The organism is Haloactinomyces albus, assembly GCF_031458135.1.
GTDB lineage: Bacteria > Actinomycetota > Actinomycetes > Mycobacteriales > Pseudonocardiaceae > Haloactinomyces > Haloactinomyces albus.
Window position 1 is genome coordinate 3,889,884 of record NZ_JAVDXW010000001.1, and the last position, 21,015, is coordinate 3,910,898.

20 protein-coding genes and 2 pseudogenes are annotated in these 21,015 nt (G+C 65.3%); 19 read left to right on the plus strand and 3 right to left on the minus strand.

Annotation, left to right across the window (positions count from 1 at the left end):
* The first annotated feature begins 32 nt into the window (after positions 1 to 32).
* The 6 genes from JOF55_RS18570 to JOF55_RS18595 are packed head-to-tail and all read left to right on the plus strand — an operon-like array spanning position 33 to position 5,639.
* Positions 33 to 1,292 (plus strand): extracellular solute-binding protein, encoded by a 1,260-nt coding sequence (locus JOF55_RS18570; RefSeq protein ID WP_310275933.1) that lies wholly within the window; start codon positions 33 to 35, stop codon positions 1,290 to 1,292.
* Positions 1,289 to 2,278, plus strand: coding sequence for a carbohydrate ABC transporter permease (locus tag JOF55_RS18575; RefSeq protein ID WP_310275934.1), 990 nt, complete (start codon positions 1,289 to 1,291; stop codon positions 2,276 to 2,278). The genes JOF55_RS18570 and JOF55_RS18575 overlap by 4 nt, the downstream gene beginning before the upstream one ends.
* 1 nt (position 2,279) lies before the next feature.
* Complete coding sequence (locus tag JOF55_RS18580) at positions 2,280 to 3,122, plus strand: carbohydrate ABC transporter permease (protein WP_310275936.1); 843 nt, start codon at positions 2,280 to 2,282, stop codon at positions 3,120 to 3,122.
* Between the two features lie 2 nt (positions 3,123 to 3,124).
* On the plus strand, positions 3,125 to 4,054 hold the full coding sequence (locus JOF55_RS18585; RefSeq protein ID WP_310275938.1) for a dihydrodipicolinate synthase family protein: 930 nt from the start codon (positions 3,125 to 3,127) through the stop codon (positions 4,052 to 4,054).
* The gene (locus tag JOF55_RS18590) at positions 4,051 to 4,953 is read left to right on the plus strand and encodes an ROK family protein (RefSeq protein WP_310275940.1); all 903 of its coding nucleotides are present in this window, start codon (positions 4,051 to 4,053) and stop codon (positions 4,951 to 4,953) included. Before JOF55_RS18585 ends, JOF55_RS18590 begins: the two co-directional genes overlap by 4 nt.
* On the plus strand, positions 4,950 to 5,639 hold the full coding sequence (locus tag JOF55_RS18595) for an N-acetylmannosamine-6-phosphate 2-epimerase (protein WP_310275942.1): 690 nt from the start codon (positions 4,950 to 4,952) through the stop codon (positions 5,637 to 5,639). The genes JOF55_RS18590 and JOF55_RS18595 overlap by 4 nt, the downstream gene beginning before the upstream one ends.
* Positions 5,640 to 5,691: 52 nt before the next feature.
* On the opposite strand, the pseudogene JOF55_RS18600 reads toward JOF55_RS18595, so the two are convergent.
* Positions 5,692 to 5,823, minus strand: a pseudogene (locus JOF55_RS18600) (transposase); the annotation flags it as partial.
* A gap of 414 nt (positions 5,824 to 6,237) precedes the next feature.
* On the opposite strand from JOF55_RS18600, the gene JOF55_RS24520 reads away from it, so the two are divergent.
* Positions 6,238 to 6,369: a zinc-binding dehydrogenase gene (locus JOF55_RS24520; RefSeq protein ID WP_374727315.1), complete on the plus strand. Its 132-nt coding sequence runs from the start codon at positions 6,238 to 6,240 to the stop codon at positions 6,367 to 6,369.
* 468 nt (positions 6,370 to 6,837) lie between these two features.
* Here the strand turns inward: JOF55_RS24520 and JOF55_RS18605 are convergent, their stop codons facing one another.
* Positions 6,838 to 8,340, minus strand: a complete 1,503-nt coding sequence (locus JOF55_RS18605) for a PucR family transcriptional regulator (RefSeq protein ID WP_310275944.1) — start codon at positions 8,338 to 8,340, stop codon at positions 6,838 to 6,840.
* A 181-nt stretch (positions 8,341 to 8,521) separates the two neighbouring features.
* Between JOF55_RS18605 and JOF55_RS18610 the strand changes: the two genes are divergently transcribed.
* From JOF55_RS18610 to JOF55_RS18640, 8 genes and pseudogenes are all read left to right on the plus strand, one after another.
* Positions 8,522 to 9,904 (plus strand): MFS transporter, encoded by a 1,383-nt coding sequence (locus JOF55_RS18610; protein ID WP_310275946.1) that lies wholly within the window; start codon positions 8,522 to 8,524, stop codon positions 9,902 to 9,904.
* 32 nt (positions 9,905 to 9,936) lie between these two features.
* Positions 9,937 to 10,938, plus strand: coding sequence for an agmatinase (gene speB, locus JOF55_RS18615; RefSeq protein WP_310275949.1), 1,002 nt, complete (start codon positions 9,937 to 9,939; stop codon positions 10,936 to 10,938).
* 546 nt (positions 10,939 to 11,484) lie between these two features.
* Positions 11,485 to 11,619, plus strand: a pseudogene (locus JOF55_RS24525) (Txe/YoeB family addiction module toxin); the annotation flags it as partial.
* Positions 11,620 to 11,846: 227 nt separating this feature from the next.
* On the plus strand, positions 11,847 to 12,137 hold the full coding sequence (locus JOF55_RS18620; RefSeq protein WP_310275951.1) for an acetyl-coenzyme A synthetase N-terminal domain-containing protein: 291 nt from the start codon (positions 11,847 to 11,849) through the stop codon (positions 12,135 to 12,137).
* 155 nt (positions 12,138 to 12,292) lie between these two features.
* Entirely contained in the window at positions 12,293 to 13,429 is a 1,137-nt protein-coding gene (locus JOF55_RS18625; protein WP_310275953.1) for an acyl-CoA dehydrogenase family protein, read from the plus strand.
* Positions 13,430 to 13,447: 18 nt separating this feature from the next.
* Positions 13,448 to 14,281, plus strand: coding sequence for an enoyl-CoA hydratase family protein (locus tag JOF55_RS18630; RefSeq protein WP_310275954.1), 834 nt, complete (start codon positions 13,448 to 13,450; stop codon positions 14,279 to 14,281).
* Positions 14,278 to 15,054 (plus strand): SDR family NAD(P)-dependent oxidoreductase, encoded by a 777-nt coding sequence (locus JOF55_RS18635; RefSeq protein WP_310275956.1) that lies wholly within the window; start codon positions 14,278 to 14,280, stop codon positions 15,052 to 15,054. Before JOF55_RS18630 ends, JOF55_RS18635 begins: the two co-directional genes overlap by 4 nt.
* The gene (locus tag JOF55_RS18640; RefSeq protein ID WP_310275958.1) at positions 15,051 to 15,482 is read left to right on the plus strand and encodes a RidA family protein; all 432 of its coding nucleotides are present in this window, start codon (positions 15,051 to 15,053) and stop codon (positions 15,480 to 15,482) included. Before JOF55_RS18635 ends, JOF55_RS18640 begins: the two co-directional genes overlap by 4 nt.
* Positions 15,483 to 15,485: 3 nt before the next feature.
* Here JOF55_RS18640 and JOF55_RS18645 read toward each other — a convergent pair whose 3' ends face one another.
* Positions 15,486 to 16,331, minus strand: a complete 846-nt coding sequence (locus tag JOF55_RS18645; RefSeq protein WP_310275960.1) for a PaaX family transcriptional regulator — start codon at positions 16,329 to 16,331, stop codon at positions 15,486 to 15,488.
* Positions 16,332 to 16,481: 150 nt separating this feature from the next.
* Between JOF55_RS18645 and JOF55_RS18650 the strand changes: the two genes are divergently transcribed.
* From JOF55_RS18650 to JOF55_RS18665, 4 genes are all read left to right on the plus strand, one after another.
* On the plus strand, positions 16,482 to 18,113 hold the full coding sequence (locus tag JOF55_RS18650) for an AMP-binding protein (RefSeq protein WP_310275961.1): 1,632 nt from the start codon (positions 16,482 to 16,484) through the stop codon (positions 18,111 to 18,113).
* Positions 18,110 to 18,580, plus strand: coding sequence for an acyl-CoA thioesterase (locus JOF55_RS18655; RefSeq protein WP_310275963.1), 471 nt, complete (start codon positions 18,110 to 18,112; stop codon positions 18,578 to 18,580). Before JOF55_RS18650 ends, JOF55_RS18655 begins: the two co-directional genes overlap by 4 nt.
* 89 nt (positions 18,581 to 18,669) lie before the next feature.
* Positions 18,670 to 19,605, plus strand: coding sequence for an MBL fold metallo-hydrolase (locus tag JOF55_RS18660; RefSeq protein WP_310275965.1), 936 nt, complete (start codon positions 18,670 to 18,672; stop codon positions 19,603 to 19,605).
* 6 nt (positions 19,606 to 19,611) lie between these two features.
* Positions 19,612 to 20,961: an MFS transporter gene (locus JOF55_RS18665; protein ID WP_310275967.1), complete on the plus strand. Its 1,350-nt coding sequence runs from the start codon at positions 19,612 to 19,614 to the stop codon at positions 20,959 to 20,961.
* The last annotated feature ends 54 nt before the right edge of the window (positions 20,962 to 21,015 follow it).

Here is a 21,015-nt window from a genome sequence, read left to right on the forward strand (position 1 = left end):
CTTCTGCCAGACGATATGGCCAGGGAGCGAACATGGGAAGAGCGCTGAGCCGACGGTACTTCGTCAGGCTTGCTGGAGCGGGAGCAGCCGGGACCGCACTCGTCGGGCTGGCAGGCTGCGGATCCGCAGGAAGCGGAAGCGGCAGTGGCCTGACGGTGTGGGACTACTACGGCCCCCCGGACAGCATCTACGGCCGGGCCCTGCAGGACCTCTACGAGCGCTACATGAAGGCGAACCCGAAGATCTCCGTTGACAAGCGGTTCGTCACCTTCGACGAGTTCAACCGCCTGCTCCTGCAAAGCGGCGCCGGCGGGAACCTACCTGACGTCGCGCTCGCCAACGCCTTCGACACCGGCAAGTTCGCCAAGGCGGGTGTCGCCAAGAACCTCAGCTCCAGGGTCGAGAAGTGGGGCAAGGCCGACACGTACTTCGAGACGAGCTGGGGCACCACGGTATGGCAGGGCGACAACTGCGCGTTGCCACACGTCGCCGACTGCTACGTGCTCTGGTACAACGTGGACCACTTCAGGGAGGCCGGCTTCGAGCAGCCGCCCCAGACCTGGCAGCAACTCGGAAGCATGGCCAGCAAGCTGTCCAACGGCGACCGCATCGGCTTCGCGTTCAGCGCTGTCGAGGGCGTCCAGGGAGCGACGGCGTGGGTGATCCGGTTTCTGGCAGCCGGCGGCGACATCACGAAGGTCGCGTCCCCCGCGGGTGAGGCCGCGCTGCAGCAGTGGGTGGACCTGGTGAAGTCGGGGGCCACTTCGGCCAGTGTTCTCGAATGGATCGAGGAGGACACCTACAATCGGTTCAAGGCGGGCAAGGCGTCCATGATGCTGCAGTCGGCGTCCTACGTGAACGTGCTCAAGGAGGAGGCACCCAACCTCAACTGGACCGTGGCGCTGCTGCCGGAGGACACGCAGCGGGCCAGCTTCCTGAGCGCGGAGAACCTCGTCATCACCAACGGCACCCAGAACGCCGACGCCGCATGGGACCTGGTCACGTATATGCAGCAGCCGGACGTGCTGAAGAAGTACCTGCCCGAGCGCAACAAGCTCCCAGCCCGCAAGGACCTGGCCCAGGATCCGCTCTGGACCGAGGATCCCGTCTGGAGCGTGTTCGTCGAGCAGCTACCCACCGCGTGGGCGCCGGAGAACGAAGTCGCGGTGAACTCATCCGAGATCTTCACCTACGTCCAGGAGGCCATCCAGGTGGCGCTCAGCGGCTCGGCTTCCGTGCGTCAGGCACTCGGCCAGGCCCAGCGCAATATCGACGAGGTCATGGCGGCGTGACGGCATCCGAGGGCACGACCATGGCGACGACCGACGTCGATGCGGAGGCGAGCCGGACCCGGCTCACCTCGGGCCCCACGCAGCGCGGGCGTGGCAGGCGTCGGCTGAGCGAGTCCCGGCTGGGCGACTACCTGTTCGTGCTGCCCGCGGTGGCGTTCATCGCGCTGCTGATGCTCTACCCGCTGTTCTACAACGTGAAGCTGAGCCTCTACGACGTGAACCTCGGGAACTTCCTCAGCGGTGAGCGTCCGTTCGTGGGGCTGCAGAACTACGTGGAGGCCTTCGGCAGCAGTGCCTTCTGGCATTCGCTCGGGACCTCGTTGGTCTACACCGGCAGCTCGATCCTGCTGTCCTTCGTGCTCGGGTACGCGCTCGCGTTGTTCTTCAACCGCGCGTTCCCGGGCAACGGCGTGATGCGCGCGATCCTGCTCGTCACCTACGTCCTGCCGTCCGTGGTGAGCGGCACCGTGTGGCGATGGATGCTGCAGGGGGACAGCGGGATCGTCAACGCCGTCCTGCTCAATCTCGGGATCATCGACGAGCCGATCTTCTGGCTCGTCCACGGCGACACCGCGATGATCAGCGTGGTCACCTCCACGGTATGGGTGACCAGTCCGTTCGTCATGATCCTGCTGCTCGCCGGGTTGCAGTCGATCCCGGAGGGGCTCTACGAGGCCGCCAAGATCGACGGTGCGAGCGCAGTGAAGCGGTTCTGGTACGTGACCATGCCTGCGATGCGTCCCGTGGCGCTGACCGTGCTCCTGCTCAGCTTCATCTTCACGTTCAAGACCTTCGACAACATCTTCGTGATGACCAAGGGCGGGCCGGGCGACGCGACCACGATCACGCCCATCTACGCCTACGAGAAGGCGTTCGGGTTCTTCGAGTTCAGTGACGGTGCCGTCGCCTCGACCGTGCTCATCGCGATCTCGGTCCTGATGGCTCTCGTGTACTTCAAGCTGAGTCAGCGTGAGGAGGCTGCCTGAAATGGCGCGCAGCAGATCCAGAACCCGCGGGCAGTACCTCACGATGCTGTTGGGCATACTCGTCCTGCTCCTGTACCTGTTCCCGGTCTTCTGGATGCTTTCGACGTCGTTGAAGACGAGGTCGGACGTCTTCTCGATCCCGCCGCAGCTGTTTCCCTCGCCCGTGGTCCTCGGCTCCTACATCGAGTCGGTGCTGCAGAGCCCACCGGTCCTGCGGGCGCTGCTGAACAGTCTCGTCATCGCCTCCGGCACGCTGCTGCTCACCCTGCTGCTCGGTGCTCCGGCGGCCTACGGCCTCGCGCGACTCCGCCTGCGCTTCACCGTCGTGATCACGTTGGTACTGCTGCTGGCGCAGATGCTGCCCACCATCAACCTCGCCCTGCCGCTGTTCGTGATCTTCACCGAGGCGGGACTCGTCGACACCTACCTCGGGCTGATCCTCGCGAACACCGCGTTGGCGATGCCCTTTGCCGTCATCATCCTGCGACCGTTCTTCCTGTCGGTACCGGGCGAGCTGATCGACGCGGCGCGTGTCGACGGGTGCACGCCGTTCGGGGCCTTCCGACGTATCGCGCTCCCCCTGGTGATGCCCGGGCTCGTGACCGTGGGGGCGCTGGCGTTCGTCACGGCGTGGGGGGAATTCGTGTTCGGGCTGACCCTGGCCACCAGCGAGCAGATGCAACCGGTCTCGGTCGCGCTCAACCGGTTCATCGGCCAGTACGGCACCCGCTGGGCCGACCTGATGGCGGTGGCCACGACCGCCGCCCTGCCCGTGATTGCCATCTTCGCCGGACTACAACGCTTCATCGTCGGTGGACTCACCGCCGGAGCAACGAAGGAGTGAACGTGAACCCACGGCAGCCTGCTTTCCACGGCGTGATCCCGCCGCTGGTCACACCCCTGAGGCCGGACGGTGCTGTCGACGCGGATTCCCTCGGGCGGCTGGTTGCCTTCCTGCTCGACGCCGGTGTCTCCGGGCTGTTCGCACTCGGCAGCTCCGGTGAAACCGCCTACCTCACCGACACCCAACGGGACCAGGTGCTGGACACGGTCGTCGGTGCCGCGGACGGCCGGGTACCGGTGTTCTCGGGATGCATCGAACCCACGACGAACCGCGTGATCGAACGCGCCGCACTGGCCCGCAAGTCCGGGGCCGATGCCGTCGTCGCGACCGCGCCGTTCTACACGCGCACGCACCTCGTGGAGGTGGAGCGGCACTTCCGCGCGGTGCGCTCGGCCGTCGACCTGCCGCTGGTCGCGTACGACATTCCGGTGTCAGTGCAGGTGAAGTTGTCCGAGCAGATGGTGCTCGAACTCGCCGCCAACGGCGTGATCGACGGGCTGAAGGACTCCAGCGGGGACGACGTGGCATTCCGCCGGCTCCTCCTCGCGGCGCAGACCCTGCCGGACTTCTCGGTGCTCACCGGTCACGAGGTGGTCGTCGACGCGATGATGCTGGCAGGTGCCGACGGTGCCGTACCGGGTCTGGCCAACGTCGACCCGCACGGCTACGTGCGCCTGCTCGACGCGTGCGGGCGGGGGGACTGGGCTGCCGCGAAGACCGAGCAGGATCGGCTGGTCAGGCTGTTCGACATCGTGCGCGCCGCCGACCCGGCCACCGCCGGCGGGTCCACGGCGGGCTTGGGAGCGTTCAAGGCCGCGCTCGCCGCACGCGGCATCATCACAGGGGCCACAGTGGCTCCGCCGATGCGCAGCCTGGCAGGCGACGAGATCGGCGCCGTCCGGGCGCTGCTGTCCGAGGCGGGGCTGCTGTGAACTCCCACGTTGCCGGAATCGACATCGGGGGCACCAAGACGGCGGCGGCGCTCGTGTCCATCGACGGCGAGATCGTCAAACGCGTCGAGACCCCCACTCCGGCCGCACAGGGATCTGCTTCGGTTCTGCGCACAGCCGCTGATCTGGTCGCAGACCTCGGTCCTTTCGGTGCGGTCGGGGTCGGTAGCGCAGGGGTCGTCGATCACGCGACCGGCACGGTCCGATCCGCCACCGATGCACTGCCCGGCTGGACCGGGACCGACATACGCGGCGAGCTGCGGCGCTTGCTCCGGGTGCCCGTGACCGCCGACAACGACGTCCACGCGCACGCGCTCGGTGAACACTGGCAAGGTGCGGCCCGAGGCTTCGACACGGTGCTTGCCGTGACGGTCGGCACCGGTGTGGGTGGCTCGTTGATAGTGGGCGGAGGCGCGCACCACGGGGCGCACAGCGCCGCAGGACACCTCGGCCACCTCCCGACGCCTGCGGCAGCAGGGCGCCGCTGTCCGTGTGGCGCGGGCGGGCACCTGGAAGCTGTCGCGTCCGGCCCTGCGCTGCTGTCCGAGTACGTGGCTCGCACGGGCACTTCGGTCTCGGAGCTGGCGGAGGTGGCTGCCCGTGCCCGCGCAGGCGATCCGATCGCGACCGAGGTGCTGGCCGGAGGAGCGGCAGCGGTCGGCGCGGTGATCGGGGGAGTGGTCAACCTGCTCGACCCCGACGTGGTCGTGGTCGGTGGCGGGGTCGCGGGCAGCGGCGCCGTGTGGTGGAGCCGACTGCGGCCGGCCGTCGAGGCGGAGCTGCTTCCGGCGTTGTCCGGCGTCTCCGTCGTGCCGGCCGAGCTGGGAGCAGACTCCGCGCTTGTCGGTGCGGCTCGGCTGGCGTGGGAGCAACTGCGATGACGGGGGTGATGGAATCTCTCCGCGGTGGTGTGATCGTGTCCTGCCAGGCTTATCCGGGTGAGCCGATGCGCACACCGGACACGATGGCGCGGGTGGCGCAGGCAGCCGCGGCAGGTGGGGCAGTGGGAATCAGGGCGCAAGGTCTTGACGACCTCCGCAGCGTCCGGACCGCGTTGGACCTGCCGTTGATCGGGTTGTGGAAGGACGGCGACGCGGGAGTCGTGATCACCCCGACGTTGCGGCACGCGTTGGAGGTGGCTCGTGCCGGGGCCGACATCGTCGCACTGGACGCGACGAACCGGCCACGAACTGACGGGTCCACTGTGGAAGAGGTGGTGCGTGCGGTGCACGAGGAAACCCAGGCGTTGGTGATGGCCGACGTGGCTACCTACGACGAGGGAGTCGCCGCCGAGAACGCCGGTGCCGACCTGGTCGGCACCACCCTGGCGGGATACACCTCGGGATCCGAGCCACCAACCGGCCCTGACTTGGGACTTGTCCGGCGCCTGGCGTCGACGCTGCGGGTGCCCGTCGTCGCCGAAGGCCGTATCCATCGCCCGGAGCAGGTCGCCACGGCGTTTCGCGAGGGGGCGTACGCCGTGGTGGTCGGAACGGCGATCACACACCCGACGACGCTCACCCGCTGGTTCGTGGACGCGACCGTACCGAGTGACGAGGACTCCTGACATGGCGCACTCCCGGATGGCGGCCGAGATCGCCGAGCAGCCGGCGGCCGCCGACGCCGTGCAGTCGGCGCTGCCGCTTGCGCACGGTCTTCGGCTCGAACCAGCCGTCGCGGTCCCGGGGCACCTCGAGCTCGACGCGGCCGACCTCGGTGATCAGCGTCTTCGACCGGGTGCCGTTGCGGGATTAAAGCTCAAGGCCAGCAACTTTGCCGCCTTCCGCACCCTCGCCGCCGCACTCACCTGCTACAAAAACTCCCCACATGAGACACGCTCTTATGCCTTGCATCCGAAGACATCGACCCGCTCGACCTGGTCGCTGCTGCGCACCCGGCCGCCTCCGCCTGGCTGGCGCTCTTCCGGCACGGCCGACTGCACGCTCGCGCCCCGGCGGCTTCGACGTGTGCCTGGACACCTCCGGACACGACGATCTGGCCGCCGAGGTTGGACTGTTCACCCATGACGGTCGACTGATCACCATGGTCGGCCCGAACAACACTCCTCTCGACCGCTGGGCCGGCTCTGCGCCCGGGATGCCAGCATCATCGGCTTCGCCATCAGCAACGCCACCACCGCCGACCTCGCCCAGGCTGCCGACGGCGTGACCCGCCTACTGCGCACCACTATCTGGTGGCCCCGCATCGCCGATCGCCTCCCGTTGTCTCAAGCGGCAAACGCACACCGTCTGCTGGAGGACGGACAGGTGCGCGGACGCCTCGTCCTCGAGCCGTAAGGGCCGCGTCCCGCGACGTTCCCGGCACTCACCGCTCAGGAAACGTGTCGACATGTTCCTGAGCTGTTGCCTTGCGGCACAGCGTTGGTCCCGGCTTGTTGGGTCGGGTTCTTCGGAGTGGCGGGACCCGGTGCTCACCGCGACGTCCTCCGGCACCGACTCGCCGAAAAAGTGCCCGTGACCCACATCCTGGCCGAGAGCGCCCCAGCACGACTACACCGGCGCGCACACTCTGCTGGTCGCCCCGTCAACCAGGGCCGCGCCGATCCCGAACGCGCCACACGTCCGGAAAAGGTAACTCTGCCTTGCTACCCAGGAGAATCCTGCTCATGAACCGACCGTCCGGTGCTTTACCCACGTACCCTTGATCGTGCCACTTTGGACGGACCCGATCATCGGACAGCCTCTCGGCACGTACAGTGCCTGGCCGCTCGTTGACTTCAGCGAATTCTTGCAGTGGCGGTGTTATCACGGCGAGACGAGCTCGAGTGCGCGCAGTGCCAGCCACAGCTCGGAGATGTCGCCGGTCTCGCTCAGGTTGCGGCTGGTGATTTCTTCGATCTTGCGTATCCGGTAGAGGACGGTCTGTCGATGGACGTGGAGCGCGGCTGCTGTGCGTTGCCACGAGCGCTGATTGGACAAGAACGAATCCAGCGTCTCGACGAGCCCGATTGTGTGCTCGGCTTCGTGGTCCAGCAGTGGCCGGAGGACTCGATCAATCAAGGATTGGGCGTCCGCAATGTTCGACAGGCCGACCCAGGGGGCTGCATCCCCATATCTGACGACGGACGTATCCGTACGGTCGGCGATCCCCAATGACCAGGTCGACTCGCGGGAGGCTTCCGGTAGTCGCGACACGAGGCTGATCGGGCGACTGATGCCGATGCGAGCCTCGCGTCCCAGGGCACTGGTCAAGACCTGGTCAATCTCGGCAGTGTCAGGCACGAGTGCCTGAACACGGCCCGAACGATGTCGGCACACATGAGGGACGTCGCGCCGCCACAATGCTATGTGCAATTCCCGCATCCTCCCCTCCTCGCTGCTGTGAGCGGCGACGAGCACAAGATGCGATGGGTCAAGACCGAGGTCTGTGAGCTGGCGCTGCCCGACCGTTGGATCCATTCGCCCATCGAGGAGTTGGTTGAGCAGTTCTGCTCCAAAGCGACGTCGTTGTTCCAGGACCAGTTGCGTTTGGGACAGTTCGAGCGCTGCCACTGTCGCGGCGTGTTGGAGCAGGATGGCGTCCAGCGTCACAGTGTGGTTCCGGATGACCATGAGCGCGGCCTGCTCGTGTGTGGGTACGTCGACAAGCAGAACTTCGCGCCCGTCGGCGAGCGGGGCACTGAATGCGCCACCTGTGAGGCGGCGTGGTGTGGTCTCGCGAGTGCCAACGGCGCTCGCTGCTGCCGGATCGAGTGCCCCGGCATCGGGGTACCAGGGTTTGCCCGACTCCCGGTGGAGAAGGTGCACGTCGCAGCCGAGCTCGCGCCTGAGTGCTTCGAGGAAGTCGGCGTGGTCCGATCCTTGCGATGTAGTGCGCCGAATCGCGTCATAGATCCGTTGTGTCTTGATGAGTCGCTGAGACTGCTCCAGCAGTGTCGCTTCGGCGACGGAGCGGGAAATCGCTACGAAGGGCAAAGGATAGCGGATCCACAGGATGGGGAAGCGTAACTGGTCGCTGATTTGCGCTATGCGCCGCCGAAGTGGGGGACAATACATGCGTTCCCCGATGGCGAGTGCACTGGCACCCGCCTCCACCAGGTGGTGAATCAAGGCTTCTTGGTCCTCGGCTCGCTGGGGGAAGGACATGCCGTTGGTCATCAGCATCTCGCCGCCGGTCAACCACTCCCACGGTGCGGGCAAATCGGAAGTGTGGGTCCAGGAGACTTCGCTGCTCAAGCCGGACGCACCCGAGTGCAATCGGAGACGGAGGTGCGGGATCTCGAGTAGTTCGCCAACCGTGATGCCCACGTGCGCCAGCGTACCGACGTTTCATCAATATTCGAAGGCTGTTGTGCGATCGCTCAACATAGGCCCAGGATTTTGAGCACATGTTGTCTGTTCGCGCTGGTGTGGCGCCGCGTACACATGGTCTCCACGGACTTGCCCACGCCCCTGTGTCCGCTGCTTGTGCGGCGGGGAGGAGATCCTCGTGACTACCTCCGATCATTCGATCGACGATGCACCTTTAACGGCCTTCCACAAACGGCTCACGGCCTACTCGTCCGGTGGGCCGTTCATCGACGGCTACGCCCTCACGATCATTGGGATCGCCCTGATCACGCTCGAGCCCGCTATGGGATTGAGCGTGACGGAGATCGGGCTGGTCGGCACCGCCAGCCTTGTCGGCGTCTTCGCCGGTGGTGGAATCTTCGGCTACGTCACCGACAAGGTGGGCCGGCAAGTCATGTACATCGCCGACTTGCTGGTGCTCGCTGCGACTTCGGTTCTCACGGCATTTGCCACCGACGTGTGGCAGATCGTCGTTCTGCGGTTCTTGCTCGGTGTCGCGGTCGGCGCCGATTATCCGATTGCGACATCGTTGCTGGCCGAGTTCTTGCCCCGGCGACAGCGAGGCAAGATGATCGGTGCCACGTTCGTGGTGTGGGCCGTGGGCGCCGCGGTCGCCTATCTCGTGGGCTTCCTGCTTCGAGATTTCGGTCCGGATGCTTGGCGTTTGATGCTCGCAAGCCCTGCGATCTTCGCGGTGATCACCTTGCTGCTGCGACTCGGGACACCGGAATCGCCGCGCTGGCTGCTGAGCAAAGGCAGGGTCGAGGAGGCGCGCGCCGCGATCAAGAAGGTCTACGGGGACGCTTACGACATCACCGACCTACCAGACGAGCAACCGGCGGAGACCTCCTACTGGAGCGTCTTCCGAGGTCCTTACCTTAAGCGCACGGTTTTCGTAGCGGTGTTCTGGACCGCTCAGGTCATCCCGATGTTCGCGGTGTACACCTTCGCCCCGGGGCTCCTCGAGTCGTTCGGCCTGACCGGTGACGCGAATACTTATGGCGGTTCGGCCCTGATCGCCCTCCTGTTCGTCGTGGGTGGCTTGCCCGGCCTGTATCTGGTCGAAGCGATCGGCCGAAAGCGGCTGCTGCTGTGGTCTTTCGCGTTCGTGGGGATCGCGCTCACACTGCCCGCAGTCATCCCCGGTGTCCCGGCATGGTTCTTTTTCGCTGCTCTGGCTGCCTTCGCTGTGGGGTCGGGTGCATCGAACTTCCTTCAAGTGGTCTATCCCAACGAGATCTTTCCGACGGAGGTACGAGCCACCGCGGTTGGCGTCGGTACTGCCTTGAGTCGCATCGGGGCAGCGATCGGTACGTTCCTGATGCCGTTTGCCCTTCAATTCGGAGTCTCGATCGCATTGTTGGTGGGAGCGGCGATCACGGCCATCGGATTTGTGATAACCCTGGTATGGGGAATCGAGACAAAGGGACGCTCACTGAGCGATACAGCGTCATCGCACGGAAACGATGAGCCGCAGAAATCGACAACCGAACCGCAACAGCCAATCGAGACACGGCTGTGAATACGGAAGCTTCAGGTGAGGAGCACAGCGCGATGACATACGAATCAGCACCAATTGGCGCGCTCGATTCGACGAAGGTGCCGCGCTTCGCAGGCCCCGGGACGTTTGCGCGTATCCCGGATCTGTCCCAGGTGAGCGACTACGATATCGCGATTCTCGGTGTCCCGTTTGACGGCGGCACCTCGTACCGCCCCGGCGCCCGCTTCGGTCCAATGGCCGTGCGTCAGGCCGCTCGGAATTTGAGGGCGGGATTCCACGTCGAACTCGATGTCGCGCCGCTCAAACAGCTCCAGGTCGTTGACGCCGGCGACGTGCCGTGCAGTCCCTATGGCATCTCCGATGCCGTGGGGGAGATCGAGGACCACACTCGGGAACTCCTGGGGGGGAGCAACCGACGAATCGTGGCGATAGGTGGAGATCATACGATCGCGTTGCCAATGTTGCGTGCCGTCGCCCGCGAGCACGGGCCGGTTGCGTTGGTGCATTTCGACGCGCACCTCGACACATGGGACACCTACTTCAACGCACCGGTCACACACGGCACGATCTTCCGTCGCGCGTTCGAAGAAGGGCTGCTGGTCGAAGACCACTCGATCCACCTGGGAATCCGCGGCCCCATCTACGACCAGATCGACATGGAGCAAGACCGATCATTCGGCTTCCGGACCATTCGCGCCAACGACCTCGACGTGATCGGGATCGATGGTGCGGTCGACGCGGTCAAGCAACGCGTCGGTGATGTTCCGGTGTACGTATCGGTCGACATAGACGTCCTTGACCCGGCGTTTGCCCCGGGCACCGGAACACCGGAAGCAGGCGGATTCAGCTCCCGAGAGCTGCTGCGGCTTCTGCGGCAACTGAGCGGACTCAACTTGGTCGGTGCCGACGTCGTTGAAGTCTCGCCTGCCTACGACCATGCCGAGGTCACCTCGGTCGCCGCTGCGACAGTAGCCTTCGACCTGGTGACCATGATGGTCACCGGGGGAAGGACAGCTCGAGAGCATGCCCCTGAGACCGACTCGGCGGTGCGCTGAGAGAGATCTCCGGGCGGAGACTCGCGCCCTCGTCTCCGCCCGGCAGTGGCATGCTCCTCGGCATTCGTAGTTGCCTCCGTTGGTGCTCGGACTGTGCCGAGAATGCTGTGCTGGAATCGACAGGCGGGAACGATTCCTCCGTCTCACTTGCCGATCGGTTTCGGATGGGTTCGGTGGCCCGGCCGGGGCATCGAGCAGGAGATACAACCGCGAGACGGACTCGTCGGCGGTTCCGAGTGTGTCGCTGTCGATGAGTGCCTCCGAGCGTTCGTCGCGGACGGCGACTCCGAAGGGGCTGCCGCGACGCAGCCGGGCGGTGCCGTCGAACGGCATGGCCAGGTCGTTCCAGTACGTGCCGGGGCGGTGCCAGTCGTTGGTGAGCAGGAACTCGCTCGTACGGTCGGGCTTCGCTGGCACCACTGCCAGATGTGCGTCAGAGCGGGAATGAGCACGGTGGGCTCGCCGTCCATACGCACGCGGCGAGTCTGAAACCGATGCAGGACGACGGTGTCGTCACCGTCGGTGTGGGGATGAACCGCCCGACGCGGCAAACCCGAGTCCCTCAAGCACGGCTTCCACGGCTACTGGTCACGCCGGATCACCGACGAGCATCGCCTCGTCTGCAAGGTCGACGAGGATGAGATCCGCATCGCCGCATGTCGCTATCACCACGGACATTGAGCCGCAGCGGTCAATGTCCTCTGGGTGAGCAGCGCGGCGCTTGCACGGGTCAGGGATCGTGGAAGACGGCGTGTGTGCCGATGCGGCGAAAGATTACGCATGTGGTCCCGGGTGGATCTTCCAACTCGTATTTCCAGATGGCATGGTCATCCGGTGCCCGGGGAATCTCAAAGACGCCCCGATGCCCTGTACTCCCTTGATGCGTAGCGAGGGAGGAAAGTCCGCCGTTGGTTTTACAGTCCCGGCAGCCCTCACCCGAGCAGGCGAGCAACAGCCGGATGGGTCGGTTCCGTGCCTGGGTGAGTTCGGCGCGCGGGCTCGGCCTGCCCGACTACCGGGCGCTGTGGCGGTGGTCGGTGTCGGACCTGGAGGGGTTCTGGGAAGCGATCGCGGAGTTCTTCGACGTGGCTCTTCCACCAGCGCCCGAACGGGTGCCGGCCGAGGAGGTCGTGCCCGGCACCGAATGGTTCCCCGGTGCGGCGCTGAACTACCCCGAGCACGCCCTGCGCGACGGCTGATGGCAATGCTGCGGTCGGACGCTCGGGTGGTCGGTGCTGATCCCTGCCCGGCATCCATCGAAGCAATGTAGTGATTATTTGACGGCCGTATATTTAACGACATACTGTGGCGGAAGCCGATCCATCGTTGCGTCGCCATCCGGAAAGGTAGCGGGATGTCAGCGTTTGCCTTGAGCGTGCAGCAGCAGGAGTTCGTCCGCCTGGTCCGTGAGATTGCGGAGTCTGAGCTGCTTGGACTCGTTGGGACGGGAACGCCGGGCCGCGTCAACAGGGATCTCGTCCGGGCCATGGGTAAGCAGAGCTTGCTGGCGCGGTTGTACAGCGGTGCGGACGACTCCCGCAGTGCTGCGGCGATGGACCTGTGCTTGCTGCGCGAGACGCTCGCGACGGTGAGCACCGAGGCGGAAACGGCCCTGGCATTGCAGGGACTGGGCAGTTATCCGATCCTGCTTTCCGGCACGCGGGAGGCGGCGAAACGATGGCGACCGCACGTCCTCTCGGGAGAGGCTGTCGCGGCGTTCGCGCTTTCCGAATCCGAAGCCGGTTCCGATGCGGGAGCATTGTCGCTACGGGCTGAACCGGACGGTGACGGCTGGCGGCTGCACGGCGAGAAGCTGTGGATTTCGAACGCCCCCGACGCGGATGTGTACAGCGTCTTCGCCCGCACCACTCCGAACGCACGCGCTCGTGGGGTGACCGCGTTCGTGGTATCCGGTAGCAGCTCCGGACTGAGCGGCGAGCACCTCGACATGATCTCACCGCATCCGATCGGGCGACTGCACTTCGACGGCGTCCGGGTCGGACCCGAGGATGTGCTCGGCGAGGTCGATGCCGGGTTCGAGGTCGCCATGCGCACGCTCGACCTTTTTCGCCCCAGCGTCGGCGCCTTCGCTCTCGGCATGGCCCAGTCCGCCCTGGACACGGCGATCGCGCACACCACTTCCCGGCAGGCGTTCGGTGGTGTGCTCAGCGATCAGCAGGCGGTGTCGCACAAACTGGCCGACATGGCCACCCGGCTCGAAGCCGCCCGCTTGCTCGTCTACTCTGCTGCCTCCGCTTATGACGCGGAGGCCGAACCGACCGAGATCACCAGACGGTCTGCCATGGCCAAGCTCGAAGCCACCGAGGCCGCGCAGTTCGTGGTCGACACCGCCGTACAGCTGGTCGGGGCACGGGCCCTGCAGCACGGCCATCCGCTCGAACATCTCTACCGCGATGTCCGCGCACCGCGCATCTACGAAGGAGCCTCGGAGATTCAGCGCACGATCATCGGCCGCTCGCTCACTCGCTGAGCTGCTCAGGAGGAATTCATGTCCGCCAGCCCGTTTCGTGCCTCCGCTCGGCTCACCGACGAGTGGAAGCACTTCGATTTCACCGTCGCCGACGGCGTCGCCACGGTAACGTTCAATCGTCCGGAGAAATTCAATCCACTGACCTTCGAAAGCTACGCGGACCTGCGGGACCTCCTGCACGAGTTGCCGTCGCGGGAAGACACCAGGGTGCTGGTGATCCGTGGCGAGGGCGAGGCTTTCTGCGCCGGCGGCGACGTCAACGAAATCATCGGTGAGCTGATCAAGATGGATGCTCGCGATCTCATGGCGTTCACCAAGATGACCGGCGAGGTGATCCGGGCGATGCGCGAGTGTCCCATCCCGATCATCTCCGGTATTCAGGGCGTCGCCGCCGGCGCGGGCTCGGTCATCGCGCTGGCCTCCGACTTCCGGGTCGTGGCCGAGTCCGGCCGGTTCGCCTTCCTGTTCACCAAGGTCGGCCTCTCCGGTGGCGACATGGGCGCGGCGTATTTGCTGCCGCGGGTGGTCGGTGCCGGTCGTGCAACGCAACTTCTGATGCTCGGCGACACCATTGATGCGGCGACCGCGGACAACTACGGGCTCGTCAGCGAACTCGTGCCCGACGAGAATTTGAATGAGGCGGTCGAGCGGCTGGCCCGACGGCTCGCGGACGGGCCGACTCTGGCATATGCGCAGACGAAGTCGCTGATCACGCGTGAGCTGGACATGTCGCTCGGCAGTGCGACGGAGCTCGATGCGATGACTCAGGCACTGCTGATGACCACCGATGACCACGCCGAGTTCCACGCTTCCTTCAACGAGAAGCGCAAGCCGCATTGGACGGGACGATGAGCACTCCGGGACGCGTGTGTCTCGTCACCGGCGCCAGTCGAGGGATCGGCCGCGCGGTGGCCGAACGTCTGGTTGCCGAGGGTTGTCGGGTCGCCCTGGTGGCACGGACACAGGAGTCGGTGGACGAGGTCAAAAGCGCCATCGGCAAGCAGAACCCCGATGGCGAGACGATGGCCATCGCCGCGGACGTCACCGACACCGACGAGATCGAGCGGATGTTTGGCGAAGTCGAGACCCGTTGGGGGCCGGTGGAGGTAGTGGTCTCCAACGCCGGGTCCGGTGCGGCGTCACCTCTGGTCGAAACAACCGACGAGGAGTGGCAGCACATGATGGACCTGAATCTGACTGCCCCGTTCCGCTGTGTGCGGCGGGCATTGCCGACGATGCTCGAGGCAGGGTGGGGACGGATCGTGGTCATCGCCTCGGTGGTCGCCAAACGGGGAGAGGCGACGGTAAGCGCGTACACCGCCAGCAAGCACGGCGTGCTGGGATTGGTGCGCTCCGCTGCCGCGGAGGTCGCCGGCCACGGGGTCACCGTCAACGCGGTGTGCCCCGGCTATGTGGACACTCCCATGACCGACCGGACGGTGCTTGCCATCAGCCGGCGCTCCGACCGCACTGTTGACGAGGCGAGACAGGCACTGGTGCGCAGGCAACCCGTGGGGCGTCTCATCGATACGGCCGAGGTTGCCGAGGCCGTGCATTTCTGTGTGGTCAACGGCGCGGTCACCGGGCAAGGCATCAACGTCGACGGAGGAGCAGTGCAATCATGAATACCGAAACCGAAAACCCGCGAACGCGATGCATCAATCCGCTGGAACTCGGCAGGCCGTCCGGCTTCTCCCATGCCGTGCGGACCACGGGCGGCGCGACTGTCCACCTGGCCGGGCAGACGGCACTGGATACAGATGGCGTGATCGTCGGCGATACCGTGGTGGAGCAGTTCGATCAGGCGTTGAGCAATTTGCTGACGGCGCTGCGGTCGGCAGGGGGAACCCCGCAGGATCTGGTCAGCCTGACCATCTACATCGTCGACATGGACGATTACCAAGCCCGTGCGCGCGAGATCGGCGCGGTGTGGAAGCGTCTCATCGGTAAGTCCTACCCGGCGATGGCGGGGGTCGGCGTCGCACGGCTCTGGGATGCCGAGGCCCTGGTCGAGGTCCAGGGCATCGCCTGTGTTCCGGCCGATGGGCTGTGAGTCTCACGGATGGATGATCGCTCGCGCGTGCTCGCGGGCAGGCCCGCTGAGAGCGGTGTTGAGCTGGTCGAACAGTTCGCCTGCCGTGACACCGTTCCAGCCCGGCGGAAGTAGCTGCAGCGGCAGTCCCGGGTCCAGATACGGCAGCCGTCGCCATTCGGTGAGCATCGGCACGTATTCGTTGAACGCCTCCCGTGGTGTCAGCGTGGACGACGCGGCGTGCTCCAGCACCGGTCGATATCGGTGCAGGAAATCGGAGTACAGTTCGGTCAACTCGTCGAGGTCCCACCACGATCGCACTTTCGATCGTAGGTCGCCGAAAGCCAGGTGCTCGGCGTGGAACATATCGACGTAGCCGGTCATTCCGCGGCGAGTCAACGTTTCCCGTGCCTCGCGAGCGAGGTTGCCGGGAGCCACCCAGACGCCGGGGGCTGCGGTGCCGAACCCGAGTCGGGTCAAGGTGGTGCGGAGCGCATGGCGCTTGTCGCGTTCGGACTCGGGAATGGAGAACACGACGAGCAGCCAGCCGTCATCGATGTCGGCACGTCTACGGTCGAAAATGCGGACATCGCCCTCGGCGAGCATTTCCAGGGTGGATTCGGACAGCGAATACCCGGCCGTGCCGGCGCGCCGATCGGCCACCAGGGTGCCCTTGCGTTTGAGCCTGGAAATGGACGAGCGAACAGCCGGGCTTTCCACGCCGAGATCGGCCATCAACTGGACCACCGAGGCCACCGACAACCAGTTGTGCTCTCCCCGGGCGTAGAGAGCGAAGATCGTCACGATCAGTTGCCGAGGCTGGGGTTCGCGAGCGCTCTCCCTCTCGGCAGCATATTTCTCTGTCGTCATAACAACACCATAGAACTTCCATGGTTTCATGCCATCTCTGGCTCGACCGGGTGCTCACATAGCAACGTAGAAGTATTCCTATATATTGACGAGCGTAACAGAGTAGACATATAGTGGCGGACATCACATTCGCTCGTGGGAAGGCCAGCCATGTCGCTGTCACCGTCCGCGCATCTCGACACGTTCTGTCGAGACAATCTGCCGCCCTCGACCATGTGGCCGGAGTTCGAGTTCACCCTGCCAGAGCTGCACTATCCGGAGCGGCTGAACTGCGCCGCGGCACTGCTGGACGATGTGGTCCGGTCGTCGGATCCTGATCGACCGTGTCTGGTATCGGGCAATGAGCGGTGGAGCTATGGAAAGCTGTTGCAGCACGCCAACCAAGTGGCGCACGTGCTCACCGAGGATCTCGGTCTGATTCCCGGTCAGCGAGTTCTGCTGCGCGGCCCGAACAATCCCTGGCTGGTCGCCTGCTGGTTCGGTGTACTCAAGGCAGGCGGTGTCGTGGTCACGACGATGCCGTTGCTGCGCAGCGGGGAACTGCGCGAGCTGATCGAGCTCACCAAGGCGAGGTTCGCGCTGTGCGATCACCGAATCGCCGACGAACTTGTCGAGGCGACCGGATCCGTCGCCGACGACGTCACCACTCTTCTTTACGGGGGAGGCGGAACAGCTGACCTGGTGGCCCGCGCCGTGGAAAAGCCCGGCGAGTTCGCCAACGTGGACACCGCTGCCGACGACGTGGCAATGCTGGCGCCGACTTCGGGGACGACGGGCTCACCCAAGGCGACCATGCAGTTCCATCGCGATGTGCTGGCTGTGGCCGACACCTTCGCCAAACACGTACTGCAGCCGACGCCCGACGACGTCTTCGCCGGGACACCACCGCTGGCATTCACATTTGGCCTCGGCGGACTGGTGATCTTTCCCCTGCGGGCGGGCGCTTCCACGCTGTTGATGGAGCAGTCGACGACGGACGAGTTGGCAACAGCCGTGCACGAACACGGAGTTACCGTCCTGTTCACCGCCCCCACTGCTTACCGCGCGTTGCTGCGCACAGGACAGGCCGACCTGCTCAAGGGACTGCGTCACTGCGTGTCCGCGGGCGAGCATCTCCCCGAGTCCGTATGGCACGAGATGGACGAGAAGACGGGGATCCGGATCATCGACGGCATCGGCGCGACGGAGATGATGCACGTGTTCCTCTCGGCCGCCGGCGAGGACATCCGACCGGGCGCAACCGGTCGCGCTGTGCCCGGTTACCGAGTCGCGGTCCTGGACGAGGACGGGCATCCGGCCCCGGACGGAACCCCGGGTCGCCTTGCGGTGATCGGGCCGACCGGATGCCGGTACCTGGCCGACGAACGTCAGGCTCAGTACGTGCAGCACGGATGGAACATCACCGGCGACACCTACATTCGTGACGCCGACGGCTATTTCTGGTACCAGGCACGAAGCGACGACATGATCGTCTCCGCCGGGTACAACATCGCGGGCCCCGAGGTGGAACAAGCGCTCGAACAACACCCGGATGTCGTCGAGTGCGCGGTCGTCGGCCTCCCGGACCCGGTGCGAGGTGCGGTCGTACACGCTGTGGTAGTGCTGCGCCCCGGTATCGTCGACGACGGAACAAAGGTGGGCGAGCTCCAGGATCACGTCAAACGGACTCTCGCCCCGTACAAGTATCCCCGCAGTGTCGAATTCCGGGACGCCCTGCCGCGCACGGCGACCGGGAAGCTGCAGCGGCACAAGTTGCGCGATCACCAGGCAGCAGCGCGATGAGCGGACACGGACATCGCCCCACCGCGGCGACGATCACGCGCCGTGTGCAGTGGCCCGACACCGACGCATCCGGACACCAGCACCATTCGGTCGTCATGCGCTGGGCCGAGGAGGCCGAAGCGGCACTGCTGGACGGGTTGGGACTGGCGGACCAGTTCGGGCATACCCCGCGTGTGCGCTACCAGGTGGACTACCGCTCACGGCTGTGGTTCGGCGACCGCGTCGAGGTGGAACTCGCGGTGGCGCAAGTCGGCCGATCATCGCTTACCTACCATTTCCGGGTTCACGGACCCCTGGGCTGCGCCGCCGAGGGAGAGATGACGATCGTGCACACGGGAACGAATTCGAGCGGATCGGTGCCCTGGCCGGAGGCGACTCGAGCTGCGCTCATGGGAAAGGGTCGGCAGCCGGACGAGGGGCTCTCCCGGGAAGGCTTTCAATATTCCGTCGGCACAGAGGAGAACTGACGATGGGCTGTCGTAGGGGCCTCGATGTCGTTGCACTCGGTACGGGGGGTGGCCCGGTGGTCGCTCGCGGTCGGGCTGGCATCGGCACATTGATCCGCGTCGACGGAGCAACCTACGTCGTCGACTGTGGAATGGGATCGATCCGCAACTATCGCAGCGCCGCCGCGTGGGAGCAGCTGCAAGCGGTGTTCCTCACGCATCTGCATTCCGACCACATCTACGATCTCGGTGCCTACCTCGTCACAGGATGGCAGGTTCCGGGTGAATCCTTTGCGCAGCCAATCAACGTGATCGGGCCGGGTGCTCCCGAGAAGATCCCGGCTGAGGATCACTCGCATGCCGAGCAATTGCACAAGGCCTGCGCCAACCGGCCGCTCTGCGGCACCGAGGACGTCGTCGGATCGCTGCTGCAAAGCGTCTACGGACCGGATGTCATCGTGCGTATCGGCGACGAAGGGCGTGCGGCACCTGAAGACTGGATCCACGCCCATGACATCCGGTTGCCCGAAGCGATTCCCGCCGATCCGGTCGAGAATCGGCATCCTCCGATGGATCCGTTCGAAATCTACACCGATAACCGGGTAAGGGTCCGGGCCACGCTCGTCAACCACAGGCTGTGCTATCCGTCGTACGGATTCCGGTTCGACACCGAGTACGGGTCGGTGATGATCAGCGGTGATACGGCGGTTTCGGAAAATCTCGTTCGTCTCGCCAGTGGAGCAGAACTGCTCGTGCACGAGGTCATCGACATCGATGCCATGCTGGCCACGCTTCCCCCGGGACCGACGCGCGATGGCATCGAGGTACACCTGCGCGAATCGCACACGACCCACACGGAAGTCGGTGGCATCGCGGCGAAGGCCGACGTCGGTGAACTCGTCCTCAGTCACATCGTGCCGAGCCACGTCGACGCTGTTGACGCCGACCGCCTCGTGGGCGCCGCGCGCGAGCTCTTCGACGGCGACGTGCGTGTGGCCACCGATCTCGATGCGTTCTCGGTACACCCACGGACCAGGACGAAATGAGCGACCATGAACCTGCCTACCGCACGCACATCGGTCTCTGTGCAACAGGAGTATTCGCCCCCCACACGACGTAAGGCGTGGCTCGTCACCGCCCTGCTCGGGGCTTTCATGATCATCAACTTCGGGGAAAAGGCCGTACTCGGACTGGTCGCGAAGCCTGCGATGGCGGAACTGGGCATCTCGCCTGTCCAATTCGGATTTATCGGCAGCAGCTTCTTCTTCCTGTTCAGTCTGAGCGCCATCGTCGTCGGTGTGCTCTCGAGCCGGGTGTCCTCCCGCAAGCTGATCGCGGTGATGGCCCTGGTGTGGGCGCTCGTGCAGTTCCCGATCTTCTTCGGTGGCGGAGCAGCCGTTCTACTCGTGTGCCGGATCATCCTCGGCGCCGGTGAAGGGCCGGCACTGCCGATCGCGTTGCACGCCACGCAGAATTGGTTTCCCGCCGAGGACCGGTCGCTGCCGAGCAATGTCATCGCGATTGGTGCCACACTCGGAGCAGTGGTCGCCGCACCACTGCTGTCCCTGGTGATCGACTCGCCCGCGCTCGGGTGGCGCTGGGCGTTCGGGCTGCTCGGAATCGCCAGTCTCCTGTGGGCCATCGCGTGGCTCGCTGTGGGGCGGGACGGTCCGTATCAGTCCGGCGAACGAACCGAGGACGGCGCATCAGTGTCGCCCTCCAGCACCGAAAAGCTCGAACTCGTGTCAGTACGGAAGGTACTTACCTCCACGATGTGGATTGCCGCCGTGGCAGCAGGTTTTGCGTGCTTCTGGAGCCAGGCGGTGCTCACGACGTGGGGGCCACGCTACATCGGCGGAGTGCTCGAGATCGGTGAATCGAAGGTCGGGCTGATCTTCGCACTTCCCTGGCTGTTCGGCACGGTACTGTTGATAGTCCTTGGAGGCCTCGGACAGCGGTTCATGCGATCCGGCGGAAGCGCACGATGGGGCGTGGCAGGCCTGTTCGGGCTGGCCCTGGTCCTCTCCGGTACCTGCATGCTGCTTATGGTGCACACCTCGGGTGCGCTCGCGATTGTGCTGTTCACGGTGGGCTGGGGGGCGTTTCTCGTCTTTCCGATGGCGCCGACAGCGGTCGGCTATGCGGTCAATCCAAGCCAGCGTGCGGTTGTCGTGTCGACACTTGTGGGATTGGCTTCGATCGGTGGGGTGGTATCCCCCACTGTCGTGGGCTACTTTGTTGAGCGTGCAGGTGACGCTGCGCGCGCAGGCCTGGCCTCCGGCCTTACCGATGCGTTCACCCTGACCGGCGTGTTGCTCCTCATCACCGGCGTGGCGTCAGTGGCGCTTATCAATCCCGAACGCACAGCAGCCCGTCTGCAACGGCATCGACAAAGGGTCTGATACCGGGAACGGCCCGGCGCGGTCGCCGTATCACACCGGGCCGTTGTCCACAGG

What these genes read in the sequence shown, in the direction of transcription:
- JOF55_RS18635 (WP_310275956.1), top strand. Translation starts at nt 14,278, where the DNA reads ATGAGCACTCCGGGACGCGTGTGTCTCGTCACCGGCGCCAGTCGAGGG.
- JOF55_RS18595 (WP_310275942.1), top strand. Translation starts at nt 4,950, where the DNA reads ATGACGGGGGTGATGGAATCTCTCCGCGGTGGTGTGATCGTGTCCTGC.
- speB (WP_310275949.1), top strand. Translation starts at nt 9,937, where the DNA reads ATGACATACGAATCAGCACCAATTGGCGCGCTCGATTCGACGAAGGTG.
- JOF55_RS18665 (WP_310275967.1), top strand. Translation starts at nt 19,612, where the DNA reads ATGAACCTGCCTACCGCACGCACATCGGTCTCTGTGCAACAGGAGTAT.
- JOF55_RS18650 (WP_310275961.1), top strand. Translation starts at nt 16,482, where the DNA reads ATGTCGCTGTCACCGTCCGCGCATCTCGACACGTTCTGTCGAGACAAT.
- JOF55_RS18640 (WP_310275958.1), top strand. Translation starts at nt 15,051, where the DNA reads ATGAATACCGAAACCGAAAACCCGCGAACGCGATGCATCAATCCGCTG.
- JOF55_RS18580 (WP_310275936.1), top strand. Translation starts at nt 2,280, where the DNA reads ATGGCGCGCAGCAGATCCAGAACCCGCGGGCAGTACCTCACGATGCTG.
- JOF55_RS18630 (WP_310275954.1), top strand. Translation starts at nt 13,448, where the DNA reads ATGTCCGCCAGCCCGTTTCGTGCCTCCGCTCGGCTCACCGACGAGTGG.
- JOF55_RS18645 (WP_310275960.1), bottom strand. Translation starts at nt 16,331, where the DNA reads ATGACGACAGAGAAATATGCTGCCGAGAGGGAGAGCGCTCGCGAACCC.
- JOF55_RS18570 (WP_310275933.1), top strand. Translation starts at nt 33, where the DNA reads ATGGGAAGAGCGCTGAGCCGACGGTACTTCGTCAGGCTTGCTGGAGCG.
- JOF55_RS18655 (WP_310275963.1), top strand. Translation starts at nt 18,110, where the DNA reads ATGAGCGGACACGGACATCGCCCCACCGCGGCGACGATCACGCGCCGT.
- JOF55_RS18625 (WP_310275953.1), top strand. Translation starts at nt 12,293, where the DNA reads ATGTCAGCGTTTGCCTTGAGCGTGCAGCAGCAGGAGTTCGTCCGCCTG.